This is a genomic window from Ruminococcus sp. AM42-11 (genome assembly GCF_003480145.1).
Classification (GTDB): domain Bacteria; phylum Bacillota; class Clostridia; order Lachnospirales; family Lachnospiraceae; genus Blautia_A; species Blautia_A faecis.
The window spans coordinates 40,510-63,580 of the sequence record NZ_QUIO01000001.1; the positions used below are offsets into that span (position 1 = coordinate 40,510).

Consider the following 23,071-nt stretch of genomic DNA (forward strand, 5'->3'; position numbering starts at 1 on the left):
TTCTTTTAATGTCAAGCGGATATTCCAGGTCCGCTTCGCTACTTACTCATAACCGAATGCTGCTTCTCAGCTTAATTCTACCAAATAAAAAGCAGGCTGCGCTATTCCAAACGCAACCTGCCAAAAAACACGCGCCAACTGTGCAAAAAGCGCATTGCTGTTCTCCTGTTCGCAGCAACAGGCTCTAAAGCCTGTTTGAAAAATCATTCCCGCAATCTGCACGCCCCACTTTGCGGTATATTTCACCCGAATTCGGTTGCCGTAGTCCGCTACGGTGCCCTCATCCGAGCGAAATCTCCCACAAATTGTGACGCACATCTTGCAGAAAGCCTTTTTCAAACACGCTCTAGAAAATCTTCTGTAAAAAATTATACAGCGCCAGATGCCAGTTTCCCATAGAATGATACCGCATTGGAAATACATCAAAACAGGTATTTACACCAGACCGCAATCTGGGTTCAATATCCAGCAGAGCCTGGTAATCCTGAATCTGTCCAGGCAGGGCGAAGTCGAAGTTGCCACTTGCCACATATAAATAATGAATTGGCAGTTCTGCAAAATCGCCTGTCTGAATGGTGTCTTCAAATGCAGTCTTGTCTGTCCTGCTTCCGCTGAAGGCCCCGAACCAGGAAAAATAATCCAGGCTCTGGCACAATACGGAATGATACATCGTTACCGCCCCTCTTGACAAACCTGCAAAGGCTCTGTGATCCCGGCTCCTGGAAAATCCCTTATCATCTGCCGATTTTGCATATGTAGAATAAGAGGATTCGATCTCAGGCATCAGATCATTTCGCAGCTCTTTTGCAAAAGAATAGGTCAGCTGATCCAGATCATCTGCACAGTCATCTTCCACATAAAAGGTTGGTGTCACCACGATCAGTGGCTCAATATCTCCATCTGCGATCATGTTATCCAGCATGGTTTTATTATATGGATTTGTTTTCAGCCAGTATTTTTCATCATCACCAGTTCCATGCATCAGATACAGAATATTATACTCTTTTTCCTTATTGTAACCATATGGAAGATATACATAAGCTGACTTTTTCACGCTTCTTCCATCAGTGGCATAAGCCTGGTATCGTATACAACTTCTTCCACGGTTCCAGCCTGTTCTGGTTCTTCCCCATCATATTTTGCAGGGACTGCCCACAGTTCATCTCTTGCCAGTCCCTGCGCTTCATGTCCTGCATCATACCTTACTTTCCAAAATCCCAGAAATCCTGCCAGTATCAGAACTGCTGCCGCAAGCGGTAAAACTGCCACACGCCCCATAGGGATTTTTTCCAGATCATCACCGTTGTCCCCAGGCTTCCTCCCAGCGTGGCTACAATAGCCTCTGCCAGAAATAACCAGTTAAAATAATATGTACTGGTAGAAAATTGGTATTAAAATACAGAATGAAAGCTGCCGCTGCAATCAGCAGATATAAAAATGGCATTCTGCTTTTCCATGCCATATACGCCACCAGCATAAAAACCACCGCGATCATACTGAATGTAATAAATGCTGTCTTATCTCCCAAAATTGCAAACCGGACAATATCAATTCCGGAAAGCAGCACCAGAACAACTGCGGGAATCTGGCTGATCCGGTTCCACATTTTTTCATCTGCTGTCATCTCAATTTTATGCCTCATTATTTTCCCACTCCTACATTTTCTCCAGATACTTTACCACATTTCATGGATCATTTCCTGAAAAATCCGCAATTTGCAGCTCAGAAACCGCAGACTACATACAATAAAATTCTTCACAGATAAAGATAACAGATTTCTTCTTATTTTTCAGCATTCTGGCAAATGTAGGCACCTTTTAGGCAAAAAAATACCGGAAACAGCTCTCCAAATCCTAACATTCAAAGAACCATTCCCGGTTTAGAAGGAATTTCAATTATAATTTGCAGCCTCGCTGCGCGCCCCAGATCATTCTTTCACCGCACCGGAAGTCATACCGCCCACAATATATTTCTGTCCGATCATATACACGATCACAACCGGAATACAGGTAAGTACAATATCAGCAAAAATGTAATTCCAGTAGCTTTTATTTTTTCCAAAGAACTGATAAACTGCCATAGTCATCGGAAACATTTTACTCTTGCTTGACAGATACAATGGAGTCAGGAAATCGCTCCACACACCCATGAACTGCAGGATAAAACAGGTCACCATAGTTGGCTTCAGAAGAGGCATGATAATCTTAAAAAACAGGCTGATAGGACCTGCACCGTCAATGACTGCTGCCTCGTCCAGCTCCACCGGAACGGAAACCACAAAGTTGCGGATAGTAAACACACAGAACGGAATCATGGCGCTTGTAAACACCATAATAATTCCCTGTCGCGTATCGTTCAGATGAAGAGTGCTTAATACTCTCACCAATGTTACATAGTTAACCGGGAAAAACAGTCCGCAAAGTACGAAATAATATAAAAATACATTTAATCTGGTACGCTTGCGGCACATTACAAAGGCAGCCATTGCACAGAGCACAACCCCAAAAGTGGTTGCAACCAGTGCATAAAGCAAACTGTTTGAAAATCCCTGAATCAGGTTTCCTTTGTCAATAACCTCGGTATAATTGGAAAACAGCCATTCCTTCGGCATGGCAAGACTCATTCGGGAAGCCTCGCCTTTACTCTTGAAAGAGTTTATAACTACCATATAAAAAGGCAGGATAACGGTCAGGCACAGCAGGATGCATACCAGATGTTTCAGCAGATTCTGAACTTTTTTCTTTGTCATTGCTGTACCTCCTGTTTTCCTAAAGTTTTAACAATTACAACACCAGCAATTGCTGTGATCAGAAGCAGAATACTGTTCAAAGCAGAAGACATACCATACTGACCTCTGGAATAAAGCTGGAATGCATAGGTGGTAAGAACCTCTGTTGCATGTCCAGGGCCACCGTTTGTGAGAACGTAAACAATATCAAATACCTTCAGGCCATAGGTAATACCAAATACCAGGTTGATCATAATGGCGCCGCTGAGCATTGGAAGTGTCACATAGCGAAGCCTCTGCCAGAAGTTTGCCCCATCGATCTCAGCTGCCTCATAGTAGGATCTCGGAATGGTATTAAGACCGGCAAGGAAAATCGTCATTACATAACCAATACCTCTCCATGCATCCACACCATAAATGGATTTCCACACAACGCCAAGATCCGAAAGCCATTTCTGTTTCAGGATTCCAAGATGCAGACCATCCAGAATTGCATTTAAAAGACCATTGTTATAGTTGAGAATGGACTTGAAAACAAGACCAATGATAACAAAAGGAAGGATAGACGGCAGATACAAAAGTGTTCTGTAAAGTCCCTTTCCTTTCAGTCCTTCCTGAAGCATGATGGCAATCAGAAGTGCCGGAATCAGCTTCACAATATTGGAAATAATGGTAAATTTCAATGTATTTCCAATACCGCTTAAGTAATCTTTGTTTGATGTGAAAATCTCTTTAAAATTGTCAAGTCCGACAAAATGAATACCATTTAATACACTTCTTGAATTCCAGTCAGTGAATGAATATGCAACACCCATTATACTGGGAAGCAGGAAAAAGATAATGTACAAAGCCAGCGGCAGTATCAGAAACCACTGTGGATAAATTTTCTTCTTATTCAAAGGCGATACCTCCCCTTTATCAAACAGTGCGAAGGAATCACTCCTTCGCACTGAAGATATACCCTTATTAAATATCTTATGCTTAAATAATTATGTCAATTTCTTACCGAAAAACTTTATTTAGTTCCAGTTTGCATCGCCAACTGTCTTGGCAGCCTCTGCACGGTTGGTGTCCATATTTGCAAGAACGTCATTTGCTTCCATTTCGCCCTGGCAGAACGCAACCATATCCTGACCGAACTGCATCCAGTAGTCGTTTGTATATTTGGTACCAGTCTGAAGAACAGATACGCTCTTCTTGCTGTCATCTACTGTTGCAAGGAACTCTTCTTCCTCTGGCAGCCAGTGCTGCTCAATTGCATCATCGTTCATATCAACGTTTGTGTATGCAGGAGAGTTGTCAAGGATTTCCTGAAGACTCTCTGTGGTTGTAACAAAATTGAAGAATTCTTTTACAAGATCCTCATGCTCTGTTCCCTTGTAACCAAACATGGTAGGTCCAGCCGGGTTGGTCGGATACCAGGTGTTATCGCCAAGTGGGATCAGGAACATACCAAACTCATCCTCTGTGCCTGTGTCATCTTTGATCTGCTGAATGTAACTGGAGTTTGCCATAGCCATTGCAATGTTTCTGTCGCCAAATTCATTTGTCAGGTTGGTGCTGTCAGTTCCAATCCAGTCCTCTCCGAAATATCCTGCATCGGAAAGCTCTTTGAACTCGTTCAGAACCTCAAGCATTTTCTCATTGTCAGCAAATGTAGCCTGATTTGTATTCAAAGCATCGTAAAGTCCTGGTGTAGCTTCTTCGTAAACACCACCGATCTGGAAGAATGCCAGCTGATGCTGCCATCCATCTGCACCTGGCATAAACCATGGAGTAATTCCCTGTTCTGCGATCTTAGCGCAAAGGTCTTTCAGCTCTGCATAAGTAGATGGTATCTCCCAACCATTCTCTTCGAACAATGTTTTGTTATAAACCATTACATATTCTGGTGAATTGTGCCAGATCTGAAGTCCGTATAATTTATCATTGTATACACAGGATGTTTTTCTTGCTTCCGGCATAAGATCTTCCCAGGAAGCTCCTGTGAAATCAATACAGTATTTCTCTGGATCAACGATTGTAGACTCGATTGCAAATGGGTTGGACTGAATCCAGAAAATATCTGCACAGGAATCAGTAGCTAATTTTGACTGAAGAAGATCAGAATACTGGTCAGCCGGAATAGTCTGAAGGTCAACTGTTACACCATAAGTATCTTCAAAACGCTCGATTGTTGCATCATATCTGTTATCCATCCAGCCTGCTGATACCAGAATACTCAGCTCCTCACCGGAAAAATCTGCAGTCTCCTCTGCAAATACGGTAAGTCCGCTTGTCATGGACGCGATCATTGCTGCTGCACAAGCCACTGCTACAAAACTCTTTCTCTTCATTTACATATCCTCCTTTTATAAAAATAACATTTTCATACAGGAATCTTCGCCGATTCCTCTGCTCTTTGATGATATTATTTTATCAGTTGGGATTTTTTTAATCCATGGATATTTTAACTTTCAATTTGTACTTTTTTTACTTTATGTTATACTATTTTCACACCATAAAAAATAATTTTCTTTTATCTATTTGTACTTTTTATACAAATATGATATACTAAAACCCATCATTTTTGATATTATAGAAGGAGGTGTGCCGGATGAAAAACAGAAGTCTGCAATCCAAGCTTTTTTTTGCCTATATCAGTCTGGCCTGCCTGATTCTTTTTTCTTTTGCTGTTTTTTTCTATGCTTTTGTTTCCAGACAGCTCAAGCAAAGTCAGATCAGTGCCATGAACACTCTCAATTCCAGCTTTCAGACTCAGGTAGATTCCGCGATCCGCAATCTGGATGCAGTATCTTTAAACATTAACTACAGCAATCAATCCAAAACCATTCTGGACAATTCCTTCAACTTAAACATTTCCAGCGATATGCTTTCTGCCATGTCAGATTTGTTTATTTCCCTTTCCGGAACCGAGCTGAAGGCAGATCAGGTAAATCTCTATGATTTTTCCGGATATGTTCTGGAAGCCGGCATCTCAACTATAGTCAAAAAGACGGATGGCTCAAAGGATGAGTGGATTGAGGCCGCCCGTGAACTGGAGGGAAAAAAAGTCCTTACTCCACCCTACTGTACCAGAGAATATACAAAAACAGCCACCTATGACCAGTGGTTTATTTCCCTGTACCGATCCTTTAATAATCAATATAAACGTGGCGTGGGTGTGATTGAAACAGCCAAGCAGTGCAAATCTGTTTTTAAAAGTATCATCACTTATAAAAAAAAGAACCATGAAGATGCTGCCAGCATCTATGTTTTTGACAGCAATGGCGATCTGATCTATCCCTACGATATTTCCCAGGAATACAAAGCAGCACTTCAGCCCTACTATGAACTTACCAAGGGAGATGATTCAGCCCTCACTTTTATTAGTCCTCTTACAGGAAAAACAGAATATGCAGCAGAGGCCGTGTCCTCTTATACCGGCTATACCTATCTTACAATTCAGCCGGAATCTGTAGTTCTGGCTCCGGTTTACAATCTGCTTCGTATTCTTGCAGCAATTGTTGCGCTGTTTCTGACAGTCTCCATCTTTATTTCCTACCGGCTTTCCCGTTCAGTCGTAAAACCGGTAAAGCACCTGAAGCATATTATTCAGCGCATGGAGCTGGATACACTTGGACAGGAAAAGGTGACTGCATATCCGGTTTCCGTTAATGAACTGGAAGAGCTCTACCAGCCTTTCAGCTGATGAGCGATAATCTGAAAGATTCCATGGAGCAGCTTACCCAGGCAAAAGAGCAGGAGCTGCGTGCCAGAAACATGGCCCTGCAGACACAGATCAACCCGCATTTTTACTATAATACCCTGTCCAGCATTATAGTGCTGGCTGAAACGGAGATTCGCAGACGGTTGTAAAAATGTGCCGGAACCTTTCCCAGATCATGCGGTATATTACCAGCACTGCCGAAACCACCGTTACTTTAAAGGATGAGCTTGATTACGTGCAGAAATACCTGTACTGCATGAAGGTGCGTTACCAGTCCAGCCTGAACTACTCCATTGATGTGGATAAAAGACTTCTTTCCCAGCCAGTTCCAAAACTGATCATCCAGCCCATAGTGGAAAATGCAATCCGTTATGGCTCTGACTGTGCACCACCCTGGAATATTTCTGTTACCAGTGTTGTCACACACGGAAGCTGGCAGATTGAAGTATCTGATACCGGCCCCGGATTTACAGAAGAAGCCAAAGAACGAATTACTGCAAACATTATGAAAGCCATTCAGAATCCTGGACTTCCCGAACTGAAGATAAATGGACTGGGAACTGTCAATGTATATCTCAGATGGAAAATCTTTTGCAAGGGAGACATTATTTTCAGATATGGGAACAATGCTGACGGACATGGAGTCGTATCTATCGGTCGATATTTTCAAAATAAGGAGGACACAGAAACCGTATGAAGTACACAGTCATCGTTGCGGAGGATGAAGAGCTTCTGCTCAATAATCTTGTCCAGAAAATCCAGAAGGCGGATCCGGATTTTCAGGTTGCAGGAACAGCACAGACAGGGGATCAGGCACTTGCACTGATAGAACAGCTCAGCCCTGACCTTGTAGTTACGGATATCCGTATGCCTGTTATGGACGGAATTACCCTGCTCTCCAGAGTACGGGAACAGTTTCCATTTACAAAATTTATTATTACAAGCGGATTTTCTGATTTCGAATATGCCAGAAAGGCTATTACCCTGAAGGTTTCTGATTATCTGCTGAAACCCGTTGATCCGGATGAGCTGAAAGAAACTTTGACAAAAATAAAAAAAGAATTTCAGATTGCCGGAAATGATTATGAAGAAATATTCAATGCACAGGCCGCTGCCCTGACACCTTCTCAGATTGCTGATCTGCTTAAGGATTTTATTGTAAATAATTACAGCGAGGATATTAATCTGAATCTGATCGCAGATAACCTGAACTACAGTCCCAGCTACCTGACCAAAATTTTCTGCCAGGTCTACGACTGTACACCTTCCAGGTATCTGATCAACCTGCGAATGAGTCACGCCCAGAGACTTCTGCTCCACGAACCGGGGCTGTCCATTAAACAGATCGGAGAAATGTGCGGCTACCATGACCAGGGATATTTCAGCAGAATTTTTAAAAAATACACAGGGAAAAGTCCTCTGGAATTCCGGGGATAAAACAGGCTGTCGGGATAAAAATCATAGTATCCCGACAGCCTGCTTATTACAATACGAACAGCAAAACCTGTTCCTCTTTCTGTAATTCAATACTCAGGTATTCCCCAAAACACACCTCTTCCCGTCCACTGTAACCGTATTTCACTATAACACTTTTTTCGGGCCAGGGGTTTTCCACGCGGCAGGTATTCCCTTTGTGGCTTAGCACAGTGACCTTTTCTATCTCCCCATCCTTAAGGGATGCACTTACCTCAAAGCCACCCCATGCGCGAAAATTCCTGAAAGAAGCATTTGGATGTTTTTTTCTTGGCCATACAGGAAAAATGCGGATGACGTCTTCATAGCTTTGAAGCATCATTCCTGAATTGCATCCGGAATAGTGTTCAACTGCTCAATTCCATGCGGATTTTCTTTCAGAAAGCCGTTTGGAATTCCACGATGAATAATCATATCCCTCATTTCATTCCAGATAATATCCGGGTCGTAGCCTGTACGGACAGCTGCAGTAAAAAACAGGCAGCTCAGATTAGACGCATTAAATGCCCCTGCTTTATAAAAATGGGCATGCTTTACAACTGTTGCTTTTTTCTCATCAGCAGCTCTCTCAAGAGCCTTTTTATACTCCAGCTCACCCAGTTTGTTCTCCACCAGGCTGTGAATATGCACTGTATTTCTCGCCACTTCCAGCTCTTTTTGATCACTTCCAAGCCCCACTGCATTCCCTGGATAAATATGCATTATATTTCCGGGAAAATGGAAGGACCACTTTCCGCCAACACCTTCATCATAATAAATTTCTTTATCCAGCATTTCCTGGGGAAGCAAATCCTCCAGCTTCACATCCACTTCTTTCCACAATGTAGGATTGTCCTGAATTTCCCGAATGGTTCCCTTTGGATATGGTGCCAGATTTTCGGCAATTTCCTGCCACTTCGTTCGTTTTTCTTCATCCAGTTCCAATGCCTCACTGATTTTGGGAAGCCTGGTAAAAAATGTTTTCAGATACCCCAGAGTATTTACAGGATCCTCCGGCACACCATTTTCCCTGATATTTCCATCTGTACGCTCATGCATGCCATCTCCAACCACATGGTAAACGCCATCCCGAAGAACCAGATCCTTTTCCCAGAACTCAGCCACTCCTCTGAGATATGGGTAAACCTTCCAGGCATACCTTGTATCCTGACTGATTTCATAGCGATAGATCATATTTAGTGCACCGTGAAGTGCCGGTGATTTCATATGCAGGAGCAATGCCTCACTGACCACCCCATCAGGACCAAGTCCAAGCGGATAATAAAGCCCTTCATGATGAAGAAGGCGCTTACACATCTCGTCTGAAATCTCCATTAATTTCAGATAAGGTGCATCATGTGGATCGGACTGTTCAAAGTGCCCGGAAACCATCAGGTTCAGGTAAGGTGACTGATGGTTATAATTGATCTTGTAATTTCCATTCCACGCAGGGCGGTCAAAAGTACTGATTCCAAGAATATTCGGCGGATAATCCGGATCCCGTGACAAACTTGCCAGCATATACTTTGACAGATAATATCTCTGCTCGATCACCGGATCGTCCAGAGAGATTTCCGACATGCTCCAGAATCTTTTCCACCATGCCAGATGACGGGTGCGGAGATTTTCCACATCTTCTGCAGTTATCCACCTTGTTCTTGAAAAAGCATATTCATAAGGTCTGCTGCATTTCGCCCAGGAACGCACTGCCAAAATAAAAGTTGCCCTCTCACCGGCTTTTATTCTTCTTCTGGTGCTTCTGTCACGTAAGTCATAAGCATTTCCGAATTCTCTGGATTTTTCAGCGGACACATTGTTTTCTGCCTTTTCTTTTTTCAGAAATCCCCCTGCGAATCCAACCTTCGTCGGCATGTCCACATGATCGGAAAACTGCCTGTAGCCACTTACAATACCACCTCCGGTTTTCTTCACCTGCAGCGGCCGTCCTGTCACAAGCCCTACAAACATTCCATTTTGAATTTTCTCTGACTCACCGCTTCCCCAGATATCAACTGCTTTATCACAGCCTTTCCCCGTTTCATCCGGAAAATAAAAATCAAATTCCAGATCCAGGTCTGTCTCCGTTTCAAACTCCACCACAAGAACATTCTCATCTGCTGCCATCCAGCTTTTCAGAGCACATTTCTCGCCTTTAGGATTTGTTAATATTGTTATAGTTTCTGCCGTTGCAAAATTCTGTTCCGTATACCACTTCGCATCCTCCATAGCTGGAATGTCAAACACCATACGGCCAACAGGTCTTGGACTGCCCCCACTTACAGCAGGATCACATTTGGCAGAATTGTTATCATGAAAAAACTCCCAGTTCGCTGCACTTTCCATCTGCCAGAAATCATTTGTAGTAAACCAGAACTGCGGATACCTTGCATTTCCTGCCACAGCAGCCAGCAAATCTCCATTTCCAAGAATGGGAGCATCAATCTTCGTTCCGGCATTCTGCCAGATTTTCCATCTTCCACCGCCGGATACATCCACATTGCCATCCGGCACTGATTCCGGAGGCTGGGTAAATACCGCTTTATTTCGTTCTGCTATCATATAATATAAACCCCCCGATTATTTTACAATCACAGTCTGGTACACTGCTTCCCTCATTCCCGGGAAACTTCCTTCTCTTTCTCCAATGTTCAGCCTGCCGGCGCTTTCATCCCATACAAGCTTTGTAATTGCATACGCGCCATTTTCAAAATTGTAATTATTTCCTTCATCCTCATACAGTACAAACTCACCATCTGCCCCAGGATAAACCATAAGCTGAATCGGCTTTTTGGGCTCCTGCTGAGCATAAACCAGCCCGTCTGCAACAGGGATTACCGCTCCTGCTTTTACAAAAACCGGAATCCTGTCGATAGGTGCTTCCACTGTTACATACTGGCCGCCCTTATATTTTTCATTTGTCCAGTAATCATACCAGCCGGTTCCTGCCGGAAGATAACACTTCCATGTTTTTTCACGGTCAACAGGCGTACTCTCAGGTCCATAATACATGGGCTCTGTGACTGCACAAACAAGCAGGGACGGACCAAACATAAACTCATTTTCCACCTTTCTGGCTTCCCTGTCTTCTGGAAAATCAAACAGCAGACTTCGCATAATGGTATAATCCTCAAAATGCACAGCCCCTGCAAGGGAATAAATATACGGCATCAGATGATACCTCAGCTTAATAAACTTCTCAATGGCGTCGTAGAACATGGTTCCCTTTTCCCCGAAATTCCAGATTTCCCTTGGTGTGTCTGTTCCATGAGAACGGAACATAGGGAGAAAAGTGCCCATCTGCAGCCATCTGGTGTAAAGCTCACAGTATCCCTTATCCTTCACTCCCTCATTATATTTCCCCTGCCAGAACCATTTAGGCTCAGGATCTGTATTACATCCGCAGCCGCGATTCTGCCATTTATCTGCCACAGTGAAAAATGCTCCGATATCCAGAGTCCAGTACGGATAACCACTCAGTCCCATATTCAGGCCTTCCACAATCTGGATCTTCAGGTTTTCCCAGTCAGCACAGGTATCCCCGGACCACAACATGGCTGCATATTTCTGTCCGGAAGCATAACCGGAACGTGTAAGATTTAATACACGCATATCCTCACGGTCTTTTCTCTGATTTTCGTAAATTCCCTTTGCATGCTCCAGCGCAAAAACATTTGCCACAGCCGGATCCAGATATTTCTTATGCTCGCCTCCAACCATCAAAAAGCGCTCCCAGGGCTCTCTTTTTACTGCGCCGCCCCAGTCAGGACCGGAAAAAGGTTCTGTGGAATCACACCACCAGGAATCAAAGCCCTGGTCAAACAATCCTTCTTTTGCCTGCTTCCAGTACATTTCCCTGGCCTTTTCATTAAATGCATCATAAGTTGCGTAATCATAAAGCAGATAACCTGCATCGAAAAATTCCTGGTGATTTTTACCGCCGGCATTCATATTTGGCCATACGGAAACCATGGTGTGTGCATGCATTTCATGGATCCGGTTCATACATTCCTTGTTATCCCCATAACGGGACTGATCCAGAATTTTCTCGCCCCAGTTTCCCGGATCCCAGGTGTTCCAGTCCTGGACCACACAGTCCAGCGGAACATTAAGTTCTCTGTAATGACGGACGATTTCCTCCAGCTCTTTCGCTGTATAATACTGCTCCTTTGACTGAATATATCCGTAAGCCCACTTCGGCAGCATCTGCGCTTTTCCCGTCAGATAACGATAATCGCGGATAATTCCATCCATAGAGCCGCCGCCCATAAAGTAATAATCAATCTGCTCCACTGTATCCAGGAACAGGTAGGACTCCCGCCCCTCATCGTTAAAGGTCATAAGAGAACAGCAGTCAAACAGGATTCCATATCCTTCTGTGGAAACAAAAAGAGGCATGGGAATTCTCATATTATGCTGGTAGAGATACTGATTATGACCGCGGTAATTATAAATTCCCTCCTCAGCCTGTCCAAGGCCGTGAATCTCTTCCTCCTCATTCCAGTCAAAGAAAACTCTGGCGCGATAGCCCTCGCGTACCTTTTCCGGCTTCAGATTTTGAATAAAATTACGCTCTCCATCTACAGTTTTCACGCGATTGATAATCGGCTTCTCTCCACCGGTCGTGTAACGTACCACATCAATTTTCGTCAGATCTGCCTTATTCTGGGTGCACCATTTGCTGCCATCCGCATGCTTCCATTCCACACATCCCTCAGACAGATTTAAAGAAACCAGAACCTTTTTTGTTCTTACATTCAGCCTGCCTTCTTTTTCTTCTGCTTCAAAAGCAACTTCAGGATAATCCTTTTTTTCAATTATAAGCGACTCCGGTTCTCTGATCTCTTCTTTTCCGATCACGCAGCGGATAATTTCCTCTGTCACTGGAATAAGACGATAAACCATTCCCCCGGCTGCTTCCTGCACATAGCTTTCCGTTTTTATCATTTTTTCTTTTCCTCCTTGATTCGGTTAAAAAGGCCGCCATATCAGGACAAACTTTCCTACTTTCATCCTAACATGCCAGCCTTTGATCGGTCTATGTCATATCCGCTCCTGAATTTTAATTATTTTTACTCTTCTCATCTCCAGGAGTTTTTCCCATATGTTTTTTGTACAATCTGTAAAAATTTGAAATATTATTAAAACCGCATTCCATGGCAATTTCCGTTACATTCGCCCCGTTTTCCCGAAGCATTTCACGCGCCCTGTTAACCCGCAGCCGTGTTACGTAATCGCTGAAGCTGATATTGGCCACCCTGCGAAAATAGGAGGAAAAATAATTGGAGCTCATATAAACAGAGGCTGCCACTTCCTCCAGGGTGATCTTCTCACAGTAATGATCATTTATGTATGTGAAAGCCTGCTCAAGGCGTTTCATTGCGTTTTTCTTTTCCTTAAGCATTTCCCCTGACTTGGTCTCATCCTGATATGCGCGGATCAGCATGGTAAGGATTCGAAGAACATTAGCCTTGATCATCAGCGGATAGCCCTCTTTACGCTCATTCCACTCCTGGTGGATTTCGCGGATACTGATCCGGATTTCCTCATTTACCTTCTCTTCCCGCCCAACTCTGTTCTTGAAATTACTTCCTCGCTCCACAAACGGCTTCAGATATTCTGCATCAAACACACTGATCTTCTCAGCTACAAATTCCGGAGAAAAAATCATTACCAGAAGCTTCATATTACCGCCAAGCAGCTTCCATCCATGAGGCTCCACATTGTTAAAAATGATAATATCATCCTTCTCCATTGTGTATTCCTGGCCGTTGACAAAATAATTCCCCTTGCCTTCCAGAACCCAGGTGATCTCAAAATAACTATGCCAGTGCCAGGTTCCCGGGCGGCTGTTAGCCTGATTTAATTCTACCTCTGATATCTGAAAAGGAAACTCCTTATCAAGAGGAATGCTGTCACGTTCCAGTTTCATCTTCTGCCTCCTGTAGCTGTGTCATATGCACAGTATAGCAGAATTCCTGCTGACCTGCAATCTCCCTTCCGGACTCCTTATCCCAGAAATCTTTCCAGTTTTTCCAGTTCTTCCTCATGCTTTCCGTGAACTGCGATTCTGAAATAATCCTTTCCCTGGACACCTTTTATCATATAATAATCACTTTCTATTTTGAAAAAAGGCTCTTTAAGCATATCCAGATATACAAAGCTTCCAAGAGGTTTCAGACTCAGTATAAACTCTCTGTCTATTGGCTGATCCAGCAGATAATCCGTTGCAAACCATCCGGATTCTGCGCATTTCTCCCTTGAAGGCTGTTTCCCAAGAATTTTCATTTTCACTTTTGTTCCCTTCAGATAATTTTTCCACACGATTTCATCAGATTCAGCTACCTTTTTAAGGAAGCTGCAATCTGTCCGGCAGCTGTCAGAAAAGCCTGAATATCTTTTTCCCCGGTAAACCAGGAGATGCTGACTCTCACAGTTCCACCGTTTTCTGTCCCCATTGCCTGATGGATCAGCGGCGAGCAGTGCAGTCCAGCGCGGACTGTGATCCCATATCCGCTTTCCAGTATATAAGCTGCATCAGAAGCCTTTAAGCCATCGAAATTCATACTCAAAACAGGCCCTCTGCGCCCTTTTGGACTGCCGTAAATTTGAATGCCATCTATTTTTTTCAGTCCCTCATACAATAGCTCCATAAGCATTTCTTCTTTTTTCTGTATCCAGTCCAGCCCTGTTTGGAGTATATACTCAGTCCCTGCAAGAAGCCCTGTAATTCCCGGAATATTCTGTGTTCCCACTTCATATTCGTAATCACCATTTTCATAGGTGAGCTGCTGACTGTTTCGCCCTGTACCTCCGTATTTTAATGGTTTCAGGGAAATGCCCTCTCTGATATAAAACCCGCCTGTTCCCTGGATTCCAAGAAGACTTTTGTGCCCTGTAAAAACAACGGCATCTGCATTCCAGCCATCTATATCCACAGGAATACATCCTGCACTCTGGGAAATGTCTGTAATTAAAAGCAGGTTGTTTTTTCTGGCAAAATCAGCTGCCATTTTCATATCCTGTATATATCCGGTCACATTGGAGCAATGATTGATGATCATGGCAGATGGCTTTTTTCCAGTTGTTTTTGTTGCTTTCTTCAATGTATTCTCAAGAGCCTGTTCTGTTATTGCCCCATCTTTCCCACAGGGAACGATCCATACAGGATGTGTGTCTTTCACTGTCTGATTCATCAGCGGCCGAAGTACACTGTTATGCTCTGTCTGTGTTGCAAGAACAGCCTGACCTTCTTCCCCGAAATTCAGGCCGCAAAGCAATGTATTCATACTCTCCGTTGCGCCTGAGGTAAAAAAAATCCGATGATAGTCACTGATATTTAAAAGCTTTCCAAGCTTCTCCCTGCACAGCTCTTCTGCATCTTTTTTTAATATATCGCTTCCTCCCCGGAATTGCGAAGCAGGCGTGTCCATAAGACACGCCTGTACAGCTTCACATACAGAGGAAGGCTTGGGCCAGGAAGTGGCCGCATTGTTCAGATAGATCATCTAACTCATCCTTCCAGGATATTGAAATCCATAACCTTTGCAATTTTTTTGATCAGCCTGGTATAATCACCAAAAATCAGAACCTGATGATGTCCAAAGCCAGCCAGATTGTGCATAAACTCCCTTGCATCATCCATCTGGATATAGTAATACGGGCTGCAATAGGTCTCGGCATATTCCGAACGGATTACTTTTCCTTTCTTAATGCACATGGTATCACCTGCCGGATTGAAACGACCAAGTGTAATATAATCGTCTTCGTTCTGTGTAAAATCAACCTGAAGCTTACCGCCGAAGCCCTGTCCGGTAAATGCCCACAGCTTGTATTCCAGCGGTTTTGTTCCGTATCCGTTCATACAAAGGGCCGGAACTGCATGATGGATCCTGAGCAGCTCATCTGTCTCATGATTTGGATTTCCCATAAAGGCCGGACGGTTTGCAGCGTATTGCATGATCAGCATTGCCATAAGTGCATTCAAGTCTTCCTCGCATCCACTTGGAATTCCCTCATCCTTCATAATTGAATGACACATGCATGGTGTAAATTTACGGTTCTGTGGAATTTCCGTCGTACAAAGCTCATGACAGGCTGTGGAAAATGCATTGCAGTCATAAATATCCATCATTTTCTTTGCTGCAAGATAATATTTAATGTCATTAATAAACCAGTCGGTATTTACCTGAGTATCTGTAGAACCAGCAATCAGCTTATCCGCAATTGGCTTTGCCTCTTCATCCGTAATCTCATCCATATATTTGAAAATAGATGTGAATGGAAGCTTGATCACTTCAAATCCATAACGCTGACGAAGAACCTCCGGATCACGGATAAGGCTCTGAATTCCAAATGTAGGCTGGGAACCTGCGGTCAGCACAAGTGCTCTTGTATTGCGAACTGCTTTTCTTACCCAGAGAATATGTGCGATTTCATTTACATCCTGAAGATCCATTGCCACGTATGCTTCCACACCAATTGAGCGGCAATATGCTGCAAAATCAATGCCCTCATTTCCATTCTGCCAGATAATGACCGGTTTTCTGTAGCGTTCCAGCTTCGGAATTCTCCATCCCATGCAAAGGAAGCAGTCAATTTCATCTACATCTTCACCGATCTTGTCGAACATTTCTTTTTCTACAACAAAGGATTCATTATATCTTACATCCAATGCCTCTTTAAATTCAACCTCGCTAATCACGTCCTTCAGGGCCTCTACAGAGCTTTTGAAGGTTTCATCAGCAACCTTTGTCTCTGCCTCTACAGTCATGTCTTCTTTTCGTCCGGCACGGCACGGTCCCTCCCAGAAATGAGTATGTGTCAGACAACCGATCAATGGTCTTACAACAAGTTTTACATCCATAGCTTTCTGTTTCATAGTTTGAAATACCTCTTTTCCCCATTCAATTTTTGTGTTTCCCCCGCGTATTAATTTCAATTATATCTTTTAAAAAAACTTTTTCTTCTATTTTCTTCCTGTTACTTTATACTTTCTTATTGTTTTTTGTACTAATTACACAAACATTATAATTATTCCTATTAGTTTTATATGAATTATTGCACGTTGTATATCTCATACAGACAACGCAAAGCGCCGACAGATTTACCTGCCGGCGCTTTTTGGTTTTTATTATGGAGTTAACAAAACAAACTTAATTTGAATATGGGTTACTTCCATCAATAAGACTGCATATGTTTCAGCGTCCCAGAGACTCTACAAAAGTTCCCTTCACATCGCTCCAGTTGCGGTCTGCATAATCAAGAAGATATGCAGCCTGCTCCATGGACATTTCCGGGAAAAGAAGGAAAAGGCTGTGGGAGCCGTATTTATTTACAATTCGGTCTACGTTGCGGATCCAGTCTTCAAACTCACCGGAATATACCTTTACCCAGATGGATTTGCCTGCTGCAATTGCTTTATCATAGATCACATCCCAATCCGGAAGGGTTCCGTCCGGACCGGCATCACCGCTGGTCCACTGAAGAGCATCAATTCCCTCAATTTCCATAAGCGCATCCATGTGCTTAATTGCAGCCGGACCATCCAGATGATAAAGTACATGATCCACATTTTCAGACTGACTGCGTAAGGACGGCTGGATATATTTACGGAAATCTTCCGGTGACATCATTGCTGAGAAATCGCACTGAAGCTTCACCGTTCTGCCTGGTCCCCAGATCTGGAATACGGTGTATGCATTTCCGCCTTCTTCATCTTTGATAACATCATAAAAACGGTCATAATATTCATAATAAATGTCCGTTACCTCCTGGATTCTTTCCCCGATCATTTCCGGCTCATCCAGAAGATCAAACAGAATATCCTGCGCTCCGCGAAGAGAGGCAAGAACATCAATGTTTTCCATAAGATCCGGCATATCCACATAGAAGTCATCTCCGGCAAGTGCCTGACAATCCTTTGCAAGCTGAAGATGTTTCTTAAACCATTTATTCTCCGGATCAAAGGTCAGCTTCGGCACACCGTCCCAGCCGTCCAGACATTTGTTAAACCATACTGTATCTTCTTTAAACCCAATTTCAGAACCAAGATAAGAAGCAAGTGAGCCTGGTCCAAAATCAATATTCAGATTCGGAAAGCTCTCTCCAAGGAATGCATGTGTCTGGCAGAAGTAACGATAGCGGTCAACAATTCTCTGAGGGTTCTGGTATTTGTCCTCCATATCTTTCCACTTCAGTTCTTCCGGCATATTATAGTATTTTCCCTGACAGATCTGATCCAGATAACCGCCCTCTACAGGTGTTCCGTCGGAGTACTGCTCCACCTCAGGTCTTCTTGCGATTACGCACATAAGCGGTCTTCCCGTGTTCTTATGCGCCCAGTAGTTGCGGAATTTCTCTTTGGCAGCTTCCATATTTACTTTGTAGCCTTCACCAGGTTTTGGAAGCTGAATTTTGCTCAGATCCACTTTATCCTTCACAAAATGAGGTGCCTCATGAAGCGGTCCGCGTACCCAGGTACCATTGGTTTCGGATGTTTCGTAGGAATCATCTTCCGGAGTTTCTTCTGCATCCGCTCTGACTTTGTCTGCGCATCAGTCATCGCAATATTTTTCTCTTTGTCTTCCGCACCTGCAGTTACGCTTTCCTCGCCCTTTACTGAAACCTGGTCAAATTCCCCGGCTGCTGCCTTTGCACAGAATCCGGATTCCGCATATTTTTTTGCACACTCTGCCGCAGAAGCTGCATCCTCTGTGTAAGCGTCTGCTCCGATCTCATCTGCAAATTCCTGGCTGATAGGCGCACCGCCAACCATAATCTTAATACGGCTTCTGAATGGCTGTGAAAGAAGTGCCGCTACTGTGTCACGAAGTGACGGCATTGTAGTGGTAAGAAGAGCGGAAAGTGCTACAATGCTTGCTTCTTTGTGCTTATTTACCTCATCAATAAAAGTCTGGATCGGCACATCAACACCAAGGTCAATTACTTCGAAGCCTGCACTTTCGAACATCATTCCAACCAGATTTTTACCAATGTCATGAAGATCTCCGGCAACCGTTCCAAGAATGATGGTTCCTGCGCTTCCGGCCTCTCCGGTTGCAAGATATGGCTTCAGTACTTCCACACCAGCCTCATGGCTCTGGCTGCAGCCAGCATCTGTGGTACAAAAATAATCTCTTTCTTAAAGTTATCGCCAACAACTGCCATGGCGCCGATCATGGCGTCGTTGAGGATTGCAGTTGGATCACATCCTGCATCAAGTGCCTCCTGGACAGCCTGTCCGATTTCTTTATTTTTTCCATCCTGGGTTAATTTGAAAACCTTCTGCATTTTCTCATCAAGCGGAGATGCAGGAGCCGGCTGAGCGGCTTCCTCGGATGCTTTGTTTCCGAATTTATCAATATACTGCAGGCAGTATTCATCACGCTCCAGAAGTGCGTTTGTTGCATAGATCATACCAATCATGTTTTTGTTGGTCGGATCTACGATGGCACTATCCATACCAGCATTCATAGCAAGAACCATAAATGCCTGGTTAATATTTTTTCTCACCGGAAGTCCGAAGGAAATGTTGGAAAGTCCACTGGTGATATGGATTTCCGGATATTCGTATTTGATTCTTCTGCAGCAGTCTGCAAATACAGTCAGCGCAGTCTGGTCTGTTCCCAGGGTTACAACCAGTGGGTCAATATGTAAACGGCTTGGTGCAATGCCGTACTGTTTCGCTTTTTCCATAATTCCGAAGAAAATTTTCATACGACGCTCTACGGAATCCGGAATTCCATCGTTATCGCAGAGAAGGGCTACGCACTCCCAGTCTGTGTCTGCGATCACTGGAAAAATCGTGTCAATTTTGTCTCCTTCAAGGGAAACAGAGTTAATAAGTCCCGGTCTTTTACAAAATGGAATGGCTGCCACACAGGATCTTGCACTTGGACTGTCCACACAGATTGGTGTATCTGTCACTTCCTGTACAAGGTCGATCATCCATTTCAAGGTTTCTACTTCTACAGCCTCTTCTACTGAGGCGCATACGTCCAGAAATGTGGCTCCCGCTTCTGCCTGCATTCTGGCTCTTTCTCTGATCAGGTCCGCATCCCTCTCAGCAATGGCTTTTGCAACTGACGGAATGGATCCGTTCAGCTTCTCACCAATAATAATCATGGCATTTTCCCTCCAATATGAAATTGTAATTGTTACCGTTCACTTCGTGACCAGTAACTTGTAATTTTCTGTCACAATCTTCTCCGCAAGCTGTAACAGTTTCGTTCTCTCCGCTGCAAGTCCTCCGCTAAAAGGACTTGCTTTTTACAAATTCATTTTATATCAATTGAGGGAAATTCCTCTTCTGTTATTTTCTCATTCGATTATACTATCTTACTGTGAATAATTTCACAGCTTAATGCATATGCAGGATTTCAGAGCAAAGCATCGTAAAATACTATATAAACTTTCATTTCTTTGTGCTTACACTCCTTCACTTGACACATATACAACTTTTCTTTGCGAAATATCTAACCACCTGCATTTCATCTTCTCAGTTTCACTTTAATAAATAACAGCTGGTATACGCAATCTTTCCAGGACCATAATAATAGTCAAGGTGGTTTGCCTGACAAACCTGCATGACCAGCATTCCATAGGCTTCCATTGAGGAAAAGGCCTGGTCAGGAAAGCGGCAGGGAGCGTCCGGACAGGTACAGGTTTTGCATTTTGTGCAGCAGCCTGCGCCCATTGGAAGCATATTCGGGTAAAATTTCCGCAGATCTTTTTCCAAGCTGTAAAAGGAGGCTTTGTGCATAGCTTCTGTGCGCATCATACCTTCCCCATCCATGGAATCCTCCAGCTGTCCCACTGTCTGTACCAAGATTCCAAGTTTATACTTTCTTACTCTTTGTTCGCATTCCTCCAGGGTTCCGCAGCCGGGCGGACAGCTCCAGCATTTGTTGTATTTGTGACAGGAATCGGAGGCGCACATCTGGCGTACTTCTGGCTTTAGTTCAATGGTATCGCAGGCCAGGGGTACCACGTTGGTGAAACCGTGGGACAGGCATAGTTGTTTTAAGTCTTTGAAATTCATGTCTCTAATCCTTTTTTAATCATTATTATCCACAGATAACAATATGCAAAAACATTTTATAATTCTCTGTCTTCTATTTTTATATCTTGTTTCTATTTTTTATCTTGCTTCTATTTTTATAAAATCAGCACTAAAATTTCCTGTAATAAACACGGAAATCTCTTTACCTTTCAAATCCCAGCTCATCTACGAAACAATCCTGAAATTCCGGGCAGGCCGCCAGTTCCAGAAATTCCATGTTTCGCACTGCATTTTCAATCTCGTGACGCTCATTCTTATTTAGCAATGCAATCTTAGCACCTTCCCCGGCGATATTTCCCACACATTGTACTTTCTTCACAAAGCTTTCCGGGATCAGCCCAATCCGGGCTGCGTTTTCTGCACTCATATAATTGCCGAATCCACCTGCCAGATACACGGTCTGGATCTGGGATTCTTCTATGCTTCTTTTCTTTAATAAAAGCTGGATTCCAGCGGCAATGGCTGCTTTGGCAAGTTGAACCTCGCCAATGTCTTTCTGGGTAAGATAGACTCCGCAATCATTCTCAAAACGCGACTGCCCACTCCCATTTTTTTCGTTTCTCTGTAGGCACTCCGTTTTCTCACTTTGCGCATCCTCTGACATATTCTGCTCACATTGGGCAAAAACAGTTTCTTGTGGTGGCACAAGCATAAACGTGTCTGATCTTTCCTGCCCACTGTGAAGAATTCCATTTTTCTCTAACAGACCTGCACGCAGAAGCTCTGCCACCAGATCAATCAGCCCGGAACCGCATAGGCCTACAGGCTTCTCACCGCCAATTGTGGTATACTGCCATTTTCCATCTTCATATTTTACATGATCAATAGCTCCCGGAAGCCCCCGCATTCCGCACTGGATCTTCGCCCCTTCAAAGGCTGGGCCAGATGCCGCGGAGCAGGCTGCCAGGCCATATTTATTTCCAAGGATCATCTCTGTGTTAGTTCCGATATCCAGCATTAAAGTTATTTCATCCTTCAAATCCTGTCGAAGAGCCAGAAGACAGCCACTGGTGTCTGCGCCTATGTATCCGGCGATATTCGGAAGAAGGAGCAACTGGCCTTTTGGGTGGATGTGAATACCATAATCAGCTGCGCGCAAAGTAAGGGACTGACTGATTGCAGGCGTATATGGCGCATGTGCCAAAGAAGCCGGGTAAATTCCAAGAAACAGGTGGTGCATACAGGTGTTTCCAACAAGACTTACCTGATAGATATCTTCCACTCCAGGCATCCATTCAGCGCTTTTCGTCTTGCCATTGACAGTTTGATCATTCACTTTTTTCCTTCCACTTGCTATTTTGGGAGCTTTTTGAGTTTTTACAATAAGACTTTCCAGTATTTTATTTATTGTCTTCTGCACGCACTTGCTCAGCGTTTCTGTGCCATGTTCCAGCGCATAATTGGCTCTTTGAATTACGTCTCCGCCATACTGCATCTGAGGATTCATTCTACTTTCTACTGCCAAGTTTTCCCCAGTTCTACCATCCAGAAGATACCCCACAATTGTAGTCGTTCCAAGGTCGATTGCCGCAGTAAAAATCCCATCACCTTTTTCACCACTACTATTCACTCCATGAACAGAATCTTCATGGACGCCAACAATTGGTCTTAAATCAAGGATTTCTTCATCTGTATAGGCTACTTGCCACTCTGGATTGAAGCTTCGTTTTTCATAGAGACTTCCGGCAAGTTTTACATCTGTTTTTATACACCCATAATCTACATCTGACGTTCTTTTATTGTCTGAGATTCCATATACGTCTTCCACCAGCCGCTCCCACTCTGACTTTTTTTCCCCAGTCTCCGGCTTCTCCAGCCACACTGTTTTCACCTGCAATTCTGGCTGGAAATTCACCTTTCTGGAAAATCCTTCGCTCAAAATTTTACCTCTATTTTTCTTCCCGGGAATCTCCACCTGACAGTCCTTTTCCACCTTCGTCTGACATGCCAACACAGGCTTTCCATCTACCTTCACCAGACATTTCCCACAGGTTCCCTGCCCTCCGCAAGGCACATCCGGCGCAAGCCCCGCCTGAATCTCCGCCTCCAGAACGCTGGTTCCAACCGGAATCTCTATACTAATCTCTTCCCTCACAAAATACACCTTAGCCATAACCCAAAC

Annotated in this window: 23 protein-coding genes and 1 pseudogene; 5 read left to right on the top strand and 19 right to left on the bottom strand. The window is 43.7% G+C overall.

Features of this window, described 5'->3' with window-relative positions; genetic code table 11:
• Window positions 1-66 precede the first annotated feature (66 nt).
• Window positions 67-306 (bottom strand): DUF6783 domain-containing protein, encoded by a 240-nt coding sequence (locus DW904_RS24745; RefSeq protein ID WP_334285683.1) that lies wholly within the window; start codon window positions 304-306, stop codon window positions 67-69.
• Between DW904_RS24745 and DW904_RS24750 the strand changes: the two genes are divergently transcribed.
• Entirely contained in the window at window positions 238-399 is a 162-nt protein-coding gene (locus DW904_RS24750; protein ID WP_334285684.1) for a DUF6783 domain-containing protein, read from the top strand. The two genes, DW904_RS24745 and DW904_RS24750, sit on opposite strands and share 69 nt — an antisense overlap.
• Here DW904_RS24750 and DW904_RS00165 read toward each other — a convergent pair.
• The 6 genes from DW904_RS00165 to DW904_RS00190 all read right to left on the bottom strand — a co-directional run bounded on the left by DW904_RS00165 (window position 347) and on the right by DW904_RS00190 (window position 5,064).
• A complete protein-coding gene (locus DW904_RS00165) occupies window positions 347-1,054 on the bottom strand; it encodes an alpha/beta hydrolase-fold protein (protein WP_202187640.1) in 708 nt (235 codons plus the stop codon). The genes DW904_RS24750 and DW904_RS00165 overlap by 53 nt on opposite strands.
• A complete protein-coding gene (locus tag DW904_RS00170) occupies window positions 1,051-1,278 on the bottom strand; it encodes a hypothetical protein (protein ID WP_118577571.1) in 228 nt (75 codons plus the stop codon). Before DW904_RS00170 ends, DW904_RS00165 begins: the two co-directional genes overlap by 4 nt.
• 52 nt (window positions 1,279-1,330) lie before the next feature.
• Window positions 1,331-1,642, bottom strand: coding sequence for a hypothetical protein (locus tag DW904_RS00175; protein ID WP_118577572.1), 312 nt, complete (start codon window positions 1,640-1,642; stop codon window positions 1,331-1,333).
• 285 nt (window positions 1,643-1,927) lie between these two features.
• Window positions 1,928-2,749: a carbohydrate ABC transporter permease gene (locus DW904_RS00180; protein ID WP_118577573.1), complete on the bottom strand. Its 822-nt coding sequence runs from the start codon at window positions 2,747-2,749 to the stop codon at window positions 1,928-1,930.
• Entirely contained in the window at window positions 2,746-3,627 is an 882-nt protein-coding gene (locus tag DW904_RS00185; protein ID WP_226854495.1) for a sugar ABC transporter permease, read from the bottom strand. The genes DW904_RS00180 and DW904_RS00185 overlap by 4 nt, the downstream gene beginning before the upstream one ends.
• A gap of 120 nt (window positions 3,628-3,747) precedes the next feature.
• Window positions 3,748-5,064 carry an ABC transporter substrate-binding protein gene (locus tag DW904_RS00190; protein ID WP_118577574.1) on the bottom strand — a complete coding sequence of 439 codons (1,317 nt, stop codon included), beginning with the start codon at window positions 5,062-5,064 and terminating at the stop codon, window positions 3,748-3,750.
• A 260-nt stretch (window positions 5,065-5,324) separates the two neighbouring features.
• On the opposite strand from DW904_RS00190, the gene DW904_RS00195 reads away from it, so the two are divergent.
• From DW904_RS00195 to DW904_RS00210, 4 genes are read left to right on the top strand one after another with little or no spacing between them, the layout of a single operon-like run.
• Window positions 5,325-6,419, top strand: coding sequence for a cache domain-containing protein (locus DW904_RS00195; RefSeq protein ID WP_118577575.1), 1,095 nt, complete (start codon window positions 5,325-5,327; stop codon window positions 6,417-6,419).
• Window positions 6,419-6,586 carry a histidine kinase gene (locus DW904_RS24425; protein ID WP_118577576.1) on the top strand — a complete coding sequence of 56 codons (168 nt, stop codon included), beginning with the start codon at window positions 6,419-6,421 and terminating at the stop codon, window positions 6,584-6,586. Before DW904_RS00195 ends, DW904_RS24425 begins: the two co-directional genes overlap by 1 nt.
• Window positions 6,587-6,588: 2 nt before the next feature.
• Window positions 6,589-7,134: a histidine kinase gene (locus tag DW904_RS00205; protein WP_118577577.1), complete on the top strand. Its 546-nt coding sequence runs from the start codon at window positions 6,589-6,591 to the stop codon at window positions 7,132-7,134.
• A complete protein-coding gene (locus DW904_RS00210) occupies window positions 7,131-7,874 on the top strand; it encodes a response regulator (RefSeq protein ID WP_118577578.1) in 744 nt (247 codons plus the stop codon). Before DW904_RS00205 ends, DW904_RS00210 begins: the two co-directional genes overlap by 4 nt.
• 354 nt (window positions 7,875-8,228) lie before the next feature.
• On the opposite strand, the gene DW904_RS00220 is transcribed toward DW904_RS00210, so the two are convergent.
• The 12 genes and pseudogenes from DW904_RS00220 to DW904_RS00270 all read right to left on the bottom strand — a co-directional run bounded on the left by DW904_RS00220 (window position 8,229) and on the right by DW904_RS00270 (window position 23,062).
• Window positions 8,229-10,448 (bottom strand): hypothetical protein, encoded by a 2,220-nt coding sequence (locus tag DW904_RS00220; protein ID WP_118577580.1) that lies wholly within the window; start codon window positions 10,446-10,448, stop codon window positions 8,229-8,231.
• 18 nt (window positions 10,449-10,466) lie between these two features.
• A complete protein-coding gene (locus tag DW904_RS00225) occupies window positions 10,467-12,833 on the bottom strand; it encodes a TIM-barrel domain-containing protein (protein WP_118577581.1) in 2,367 nt (788 codons plus the stop codon).
• 115 nt (window positions 12,834-12,948) lie between these two features.
• On the bottom strand, window positions 12,949-13,818 hold the full coding sequence (locus DW904_RS00230) for an AraC family transcriptional regulator (protein ID WP_118577582.1): 870 nt from the start codon (window positions 13,816-13,818) through the stop codon (window positions 12,949-12,951).
• A gap of 77 nt (window positions 13,819-13,895) precedes the next feature.
• The gene (locus tag DW904_RS00235; RefSeq protein WP_118577797.1) at window positions 13,896-14,174 is read right to left on the bottom strand and encodes a hypothetical protein; all 279 of its coding nucleotides are present in this window, start codon (window positions 14,172-14,174) and stop codon (window positions 13,896-13,898) included.
• Window positions 14,175-14,227: 53 nt separating this feature from the next.
• Window positions 14,228-15,394, bottom strand: a complete 1,167-nt coding sequence (locus DW904_RS00240) for an aminotransferase class V-fold PLP-dependent enzyme (protein ID WP_118577583.1) — start codon at window positions 15,392-15,394, stop codon at window positions 14,228-14,230.
• Between the two features lie 5 nt (window positions 15,395-15,399).
• Complete coding sequence (locus DW904_RS00245; RefSeq protein WP_118577584.1) at window positions 15,400-16,767, bottom strand: hypothetical protein; 1,368 nt, start codon at window positions 16,765-16,767, stop codon at window positions 15,400-15,402.
• Between the two features lie 319 nt (window positions 16,768-17,086).
• Window positions 17,087-18,328, bottom strand: coding sequence for a trimethylamine corrinoid protein 2 (locus tag DW904_RS00250; protein WP_243110220.1), 1,242 nt, complete (start codon window positions 18,326-18,328; stop codon window positions 17,087-17,089).
• Window positions 18,325-18,972, bottom strand: coding sequence for a cobalamin-dependent protein (locus DW904_RS24755; protein ID WP_347561966.1), 648 nt, complete (start codon window positions 18,970-18,972; stop codon window positions 18,325-18,327). The genes DW904_RS00250 and DW904_RS24755 overlap by 4 nt, the downstream gene beginning before the upstream one ends.
• Window positions 18,960-19,178 (bottom strand): B12-binding domain-containing protein, encoded by a 219-nt coding sequence (locus DW904_RS24760; RefSeq protein ID WP_347561983.1) that lies wholly within the window; start codon window positions 19,176-19,178, stop codon window positions 18,960-18,962. Before DW904_RS24760 ends, DW904_RS24755 begins: the two co-directional genes overlap by 13 nt.
• Window positions 19,179-19,232: 54 nt before the next feature.
• Window positions 19,233-20,012: pseudogene (locus tag DW904_RS00260) on the bottom strand (methyltetrahydrofolate cobalamin methyltransferase); the annotation flags it as partial.
• A 379-nt stretch (window positions 20,013-20,391) separates the two neighbouring features.
• Complete coding sequence (locus DW904_RS00265) at window positions 20,392-20,928, bottom strand: DUF2284 domain-containing protein (RefSeq protein WP_118577585.1); 537 nt, start codon at window positions 20,926-20,928, stop codon at window positions 20,392-20,394.
• Between the two features lie 163 nt (window positions 20,929-21,091).
• Complete coding sequence (locus DW904_RS00270) at window positions 21,092-23,062, bottom strand: ASKHA domain-containing protein (protein ID WP_118577586.1); 1,971 nt, start codon at window positions 23,060-23,062, stop codon at window positions 21,092-21,094.
• Between the last annotated feature and the right edge of the window lie 9 nt (window positions 23,063-23,071).

Excerpts from the sequence above, each read along its gene's own strand:
- DW904_RS00170 (WP_118577571.1), bottom strand. The coding sequence starts at position 1,278 with ATGGGGCGTGTGGCAGTTTTACCGCTTGCGGCAGCAGTTCTGATACTG.
- DW904_RS00175 (WP_118577572.1), bottom strand. The coding sequence starts at position 1,642 with ATGAGGCATAAAATTGAGATGACAGCAGATGAAAAAATGTGGAACCGG.
- DW904_RS00180 (WP_118577573.1), bottom strand. The coding sequence starts at position 2,749 with ATGACAAAGAAAAAAGTTCAGAATCTGCTGAAACATCTGGTATGCATC.
- DW904_RS00190 (WP_118577574.1), bottom strand. The coding sequence starts at position 5,064 with ATGAAGAGAAAGAGTTTTGTAGCAGTGGCTTGTGCAGCAGCAATGATC.
- DW904_RS00195 (WP_118577575.1), top strand. The coding sequence starts at position 5,325 with ATGAAAAACAGAAGTCTGCAATCCAAGCTTTTTTTTGCCTATATCAGT.
- DW904_RS24425 (WP_118577576.1), top strand. The coding sequence starts at position 6,419 with ATGAGCGATAATCTGAAAGATTCCATGGAGCAGCTTACCCAGGCAAAA.
- DW904_RS00205 (WP_118577577.1), top strand. The coding sequence starts at position 6,589 with ATGTGCCGGAACCTTTCCCAGATCATGCGGTATATTACCAGCACTGCC.
- DW904_RS00210 (WP_118577578.1), top strand. The coding sequence starts at position 7,131 with ATGAAGTACACAGTCATCGTTGCGGAGGATGAAGAGCTTCTGCTCAAT.
- DW904_RS00220 (WP_118577580.1), bottom strand. The coding sequence starts at position 10,448 with ATGATAGCAGAACGAAATAAAGCGGTATTTACCCAGCCTCCGGAATCA.
- DW904_RS00225 (WP_118577581.1), bottom strand. The coding sequence starts at position 12,833 with ATGATAAAAACGGAAAGCTATGTGCAGGAAGCAGCCGGGGGAATGGTT.
- DW904_RS00230 (WP_118577582.1), bottom strand. The coding sequence starts at position 13,818 with ATGAAACTGGAACGTGACAGCATTCCTCTTGATAAGGAGTTTCCTTTT.
- DW904_RS00235 (WP_118577797.1), bottom strand. The coding sequence starts at position 14,174 with ATGAAAATTCTTGGGAAACAGCCTTCAAGGGAGAAATGCGCAGAATCC.
- DW904_RS00240 (WP_118577583.1), bottom strand. The coding sequence starts at position 15,394 with ATGATCTATCTGAACAATGCGGCCACTTCCTGGCCCAAGCCTTCCTCT.
- DW904_RS00245 (WP_118577584.1), bottom strand. The coding sequence starts at position 16,767 with ATGAAACAGAAAGCTATGGATGTAAAACTTGTTGTAAGACCATTGATC.
- DW904_RS24760 (WP_347561983.1), bottom strand. The coding sequence starts at position 19,178 with ATGCAGAAGGTTTTCAAATTAACCCAGGATGGAAAAAATAAAGAAATC.
- DW904_RS00265 (WP_118577585.1), bottom strand. The coding sequence starts at position 20,928 with ATGAATTTCAAAGACTTAAAACAACTATGCCTGTCCCACGGTTTCACC.
- DW904_RS00270 (WP_118577586.1), bottom strand. The coding sequence starts at position 23,062 with ATGGCTAAGGTGTATTTTGTGAGGGAAGAGATTAGTATAGAGATTCCG.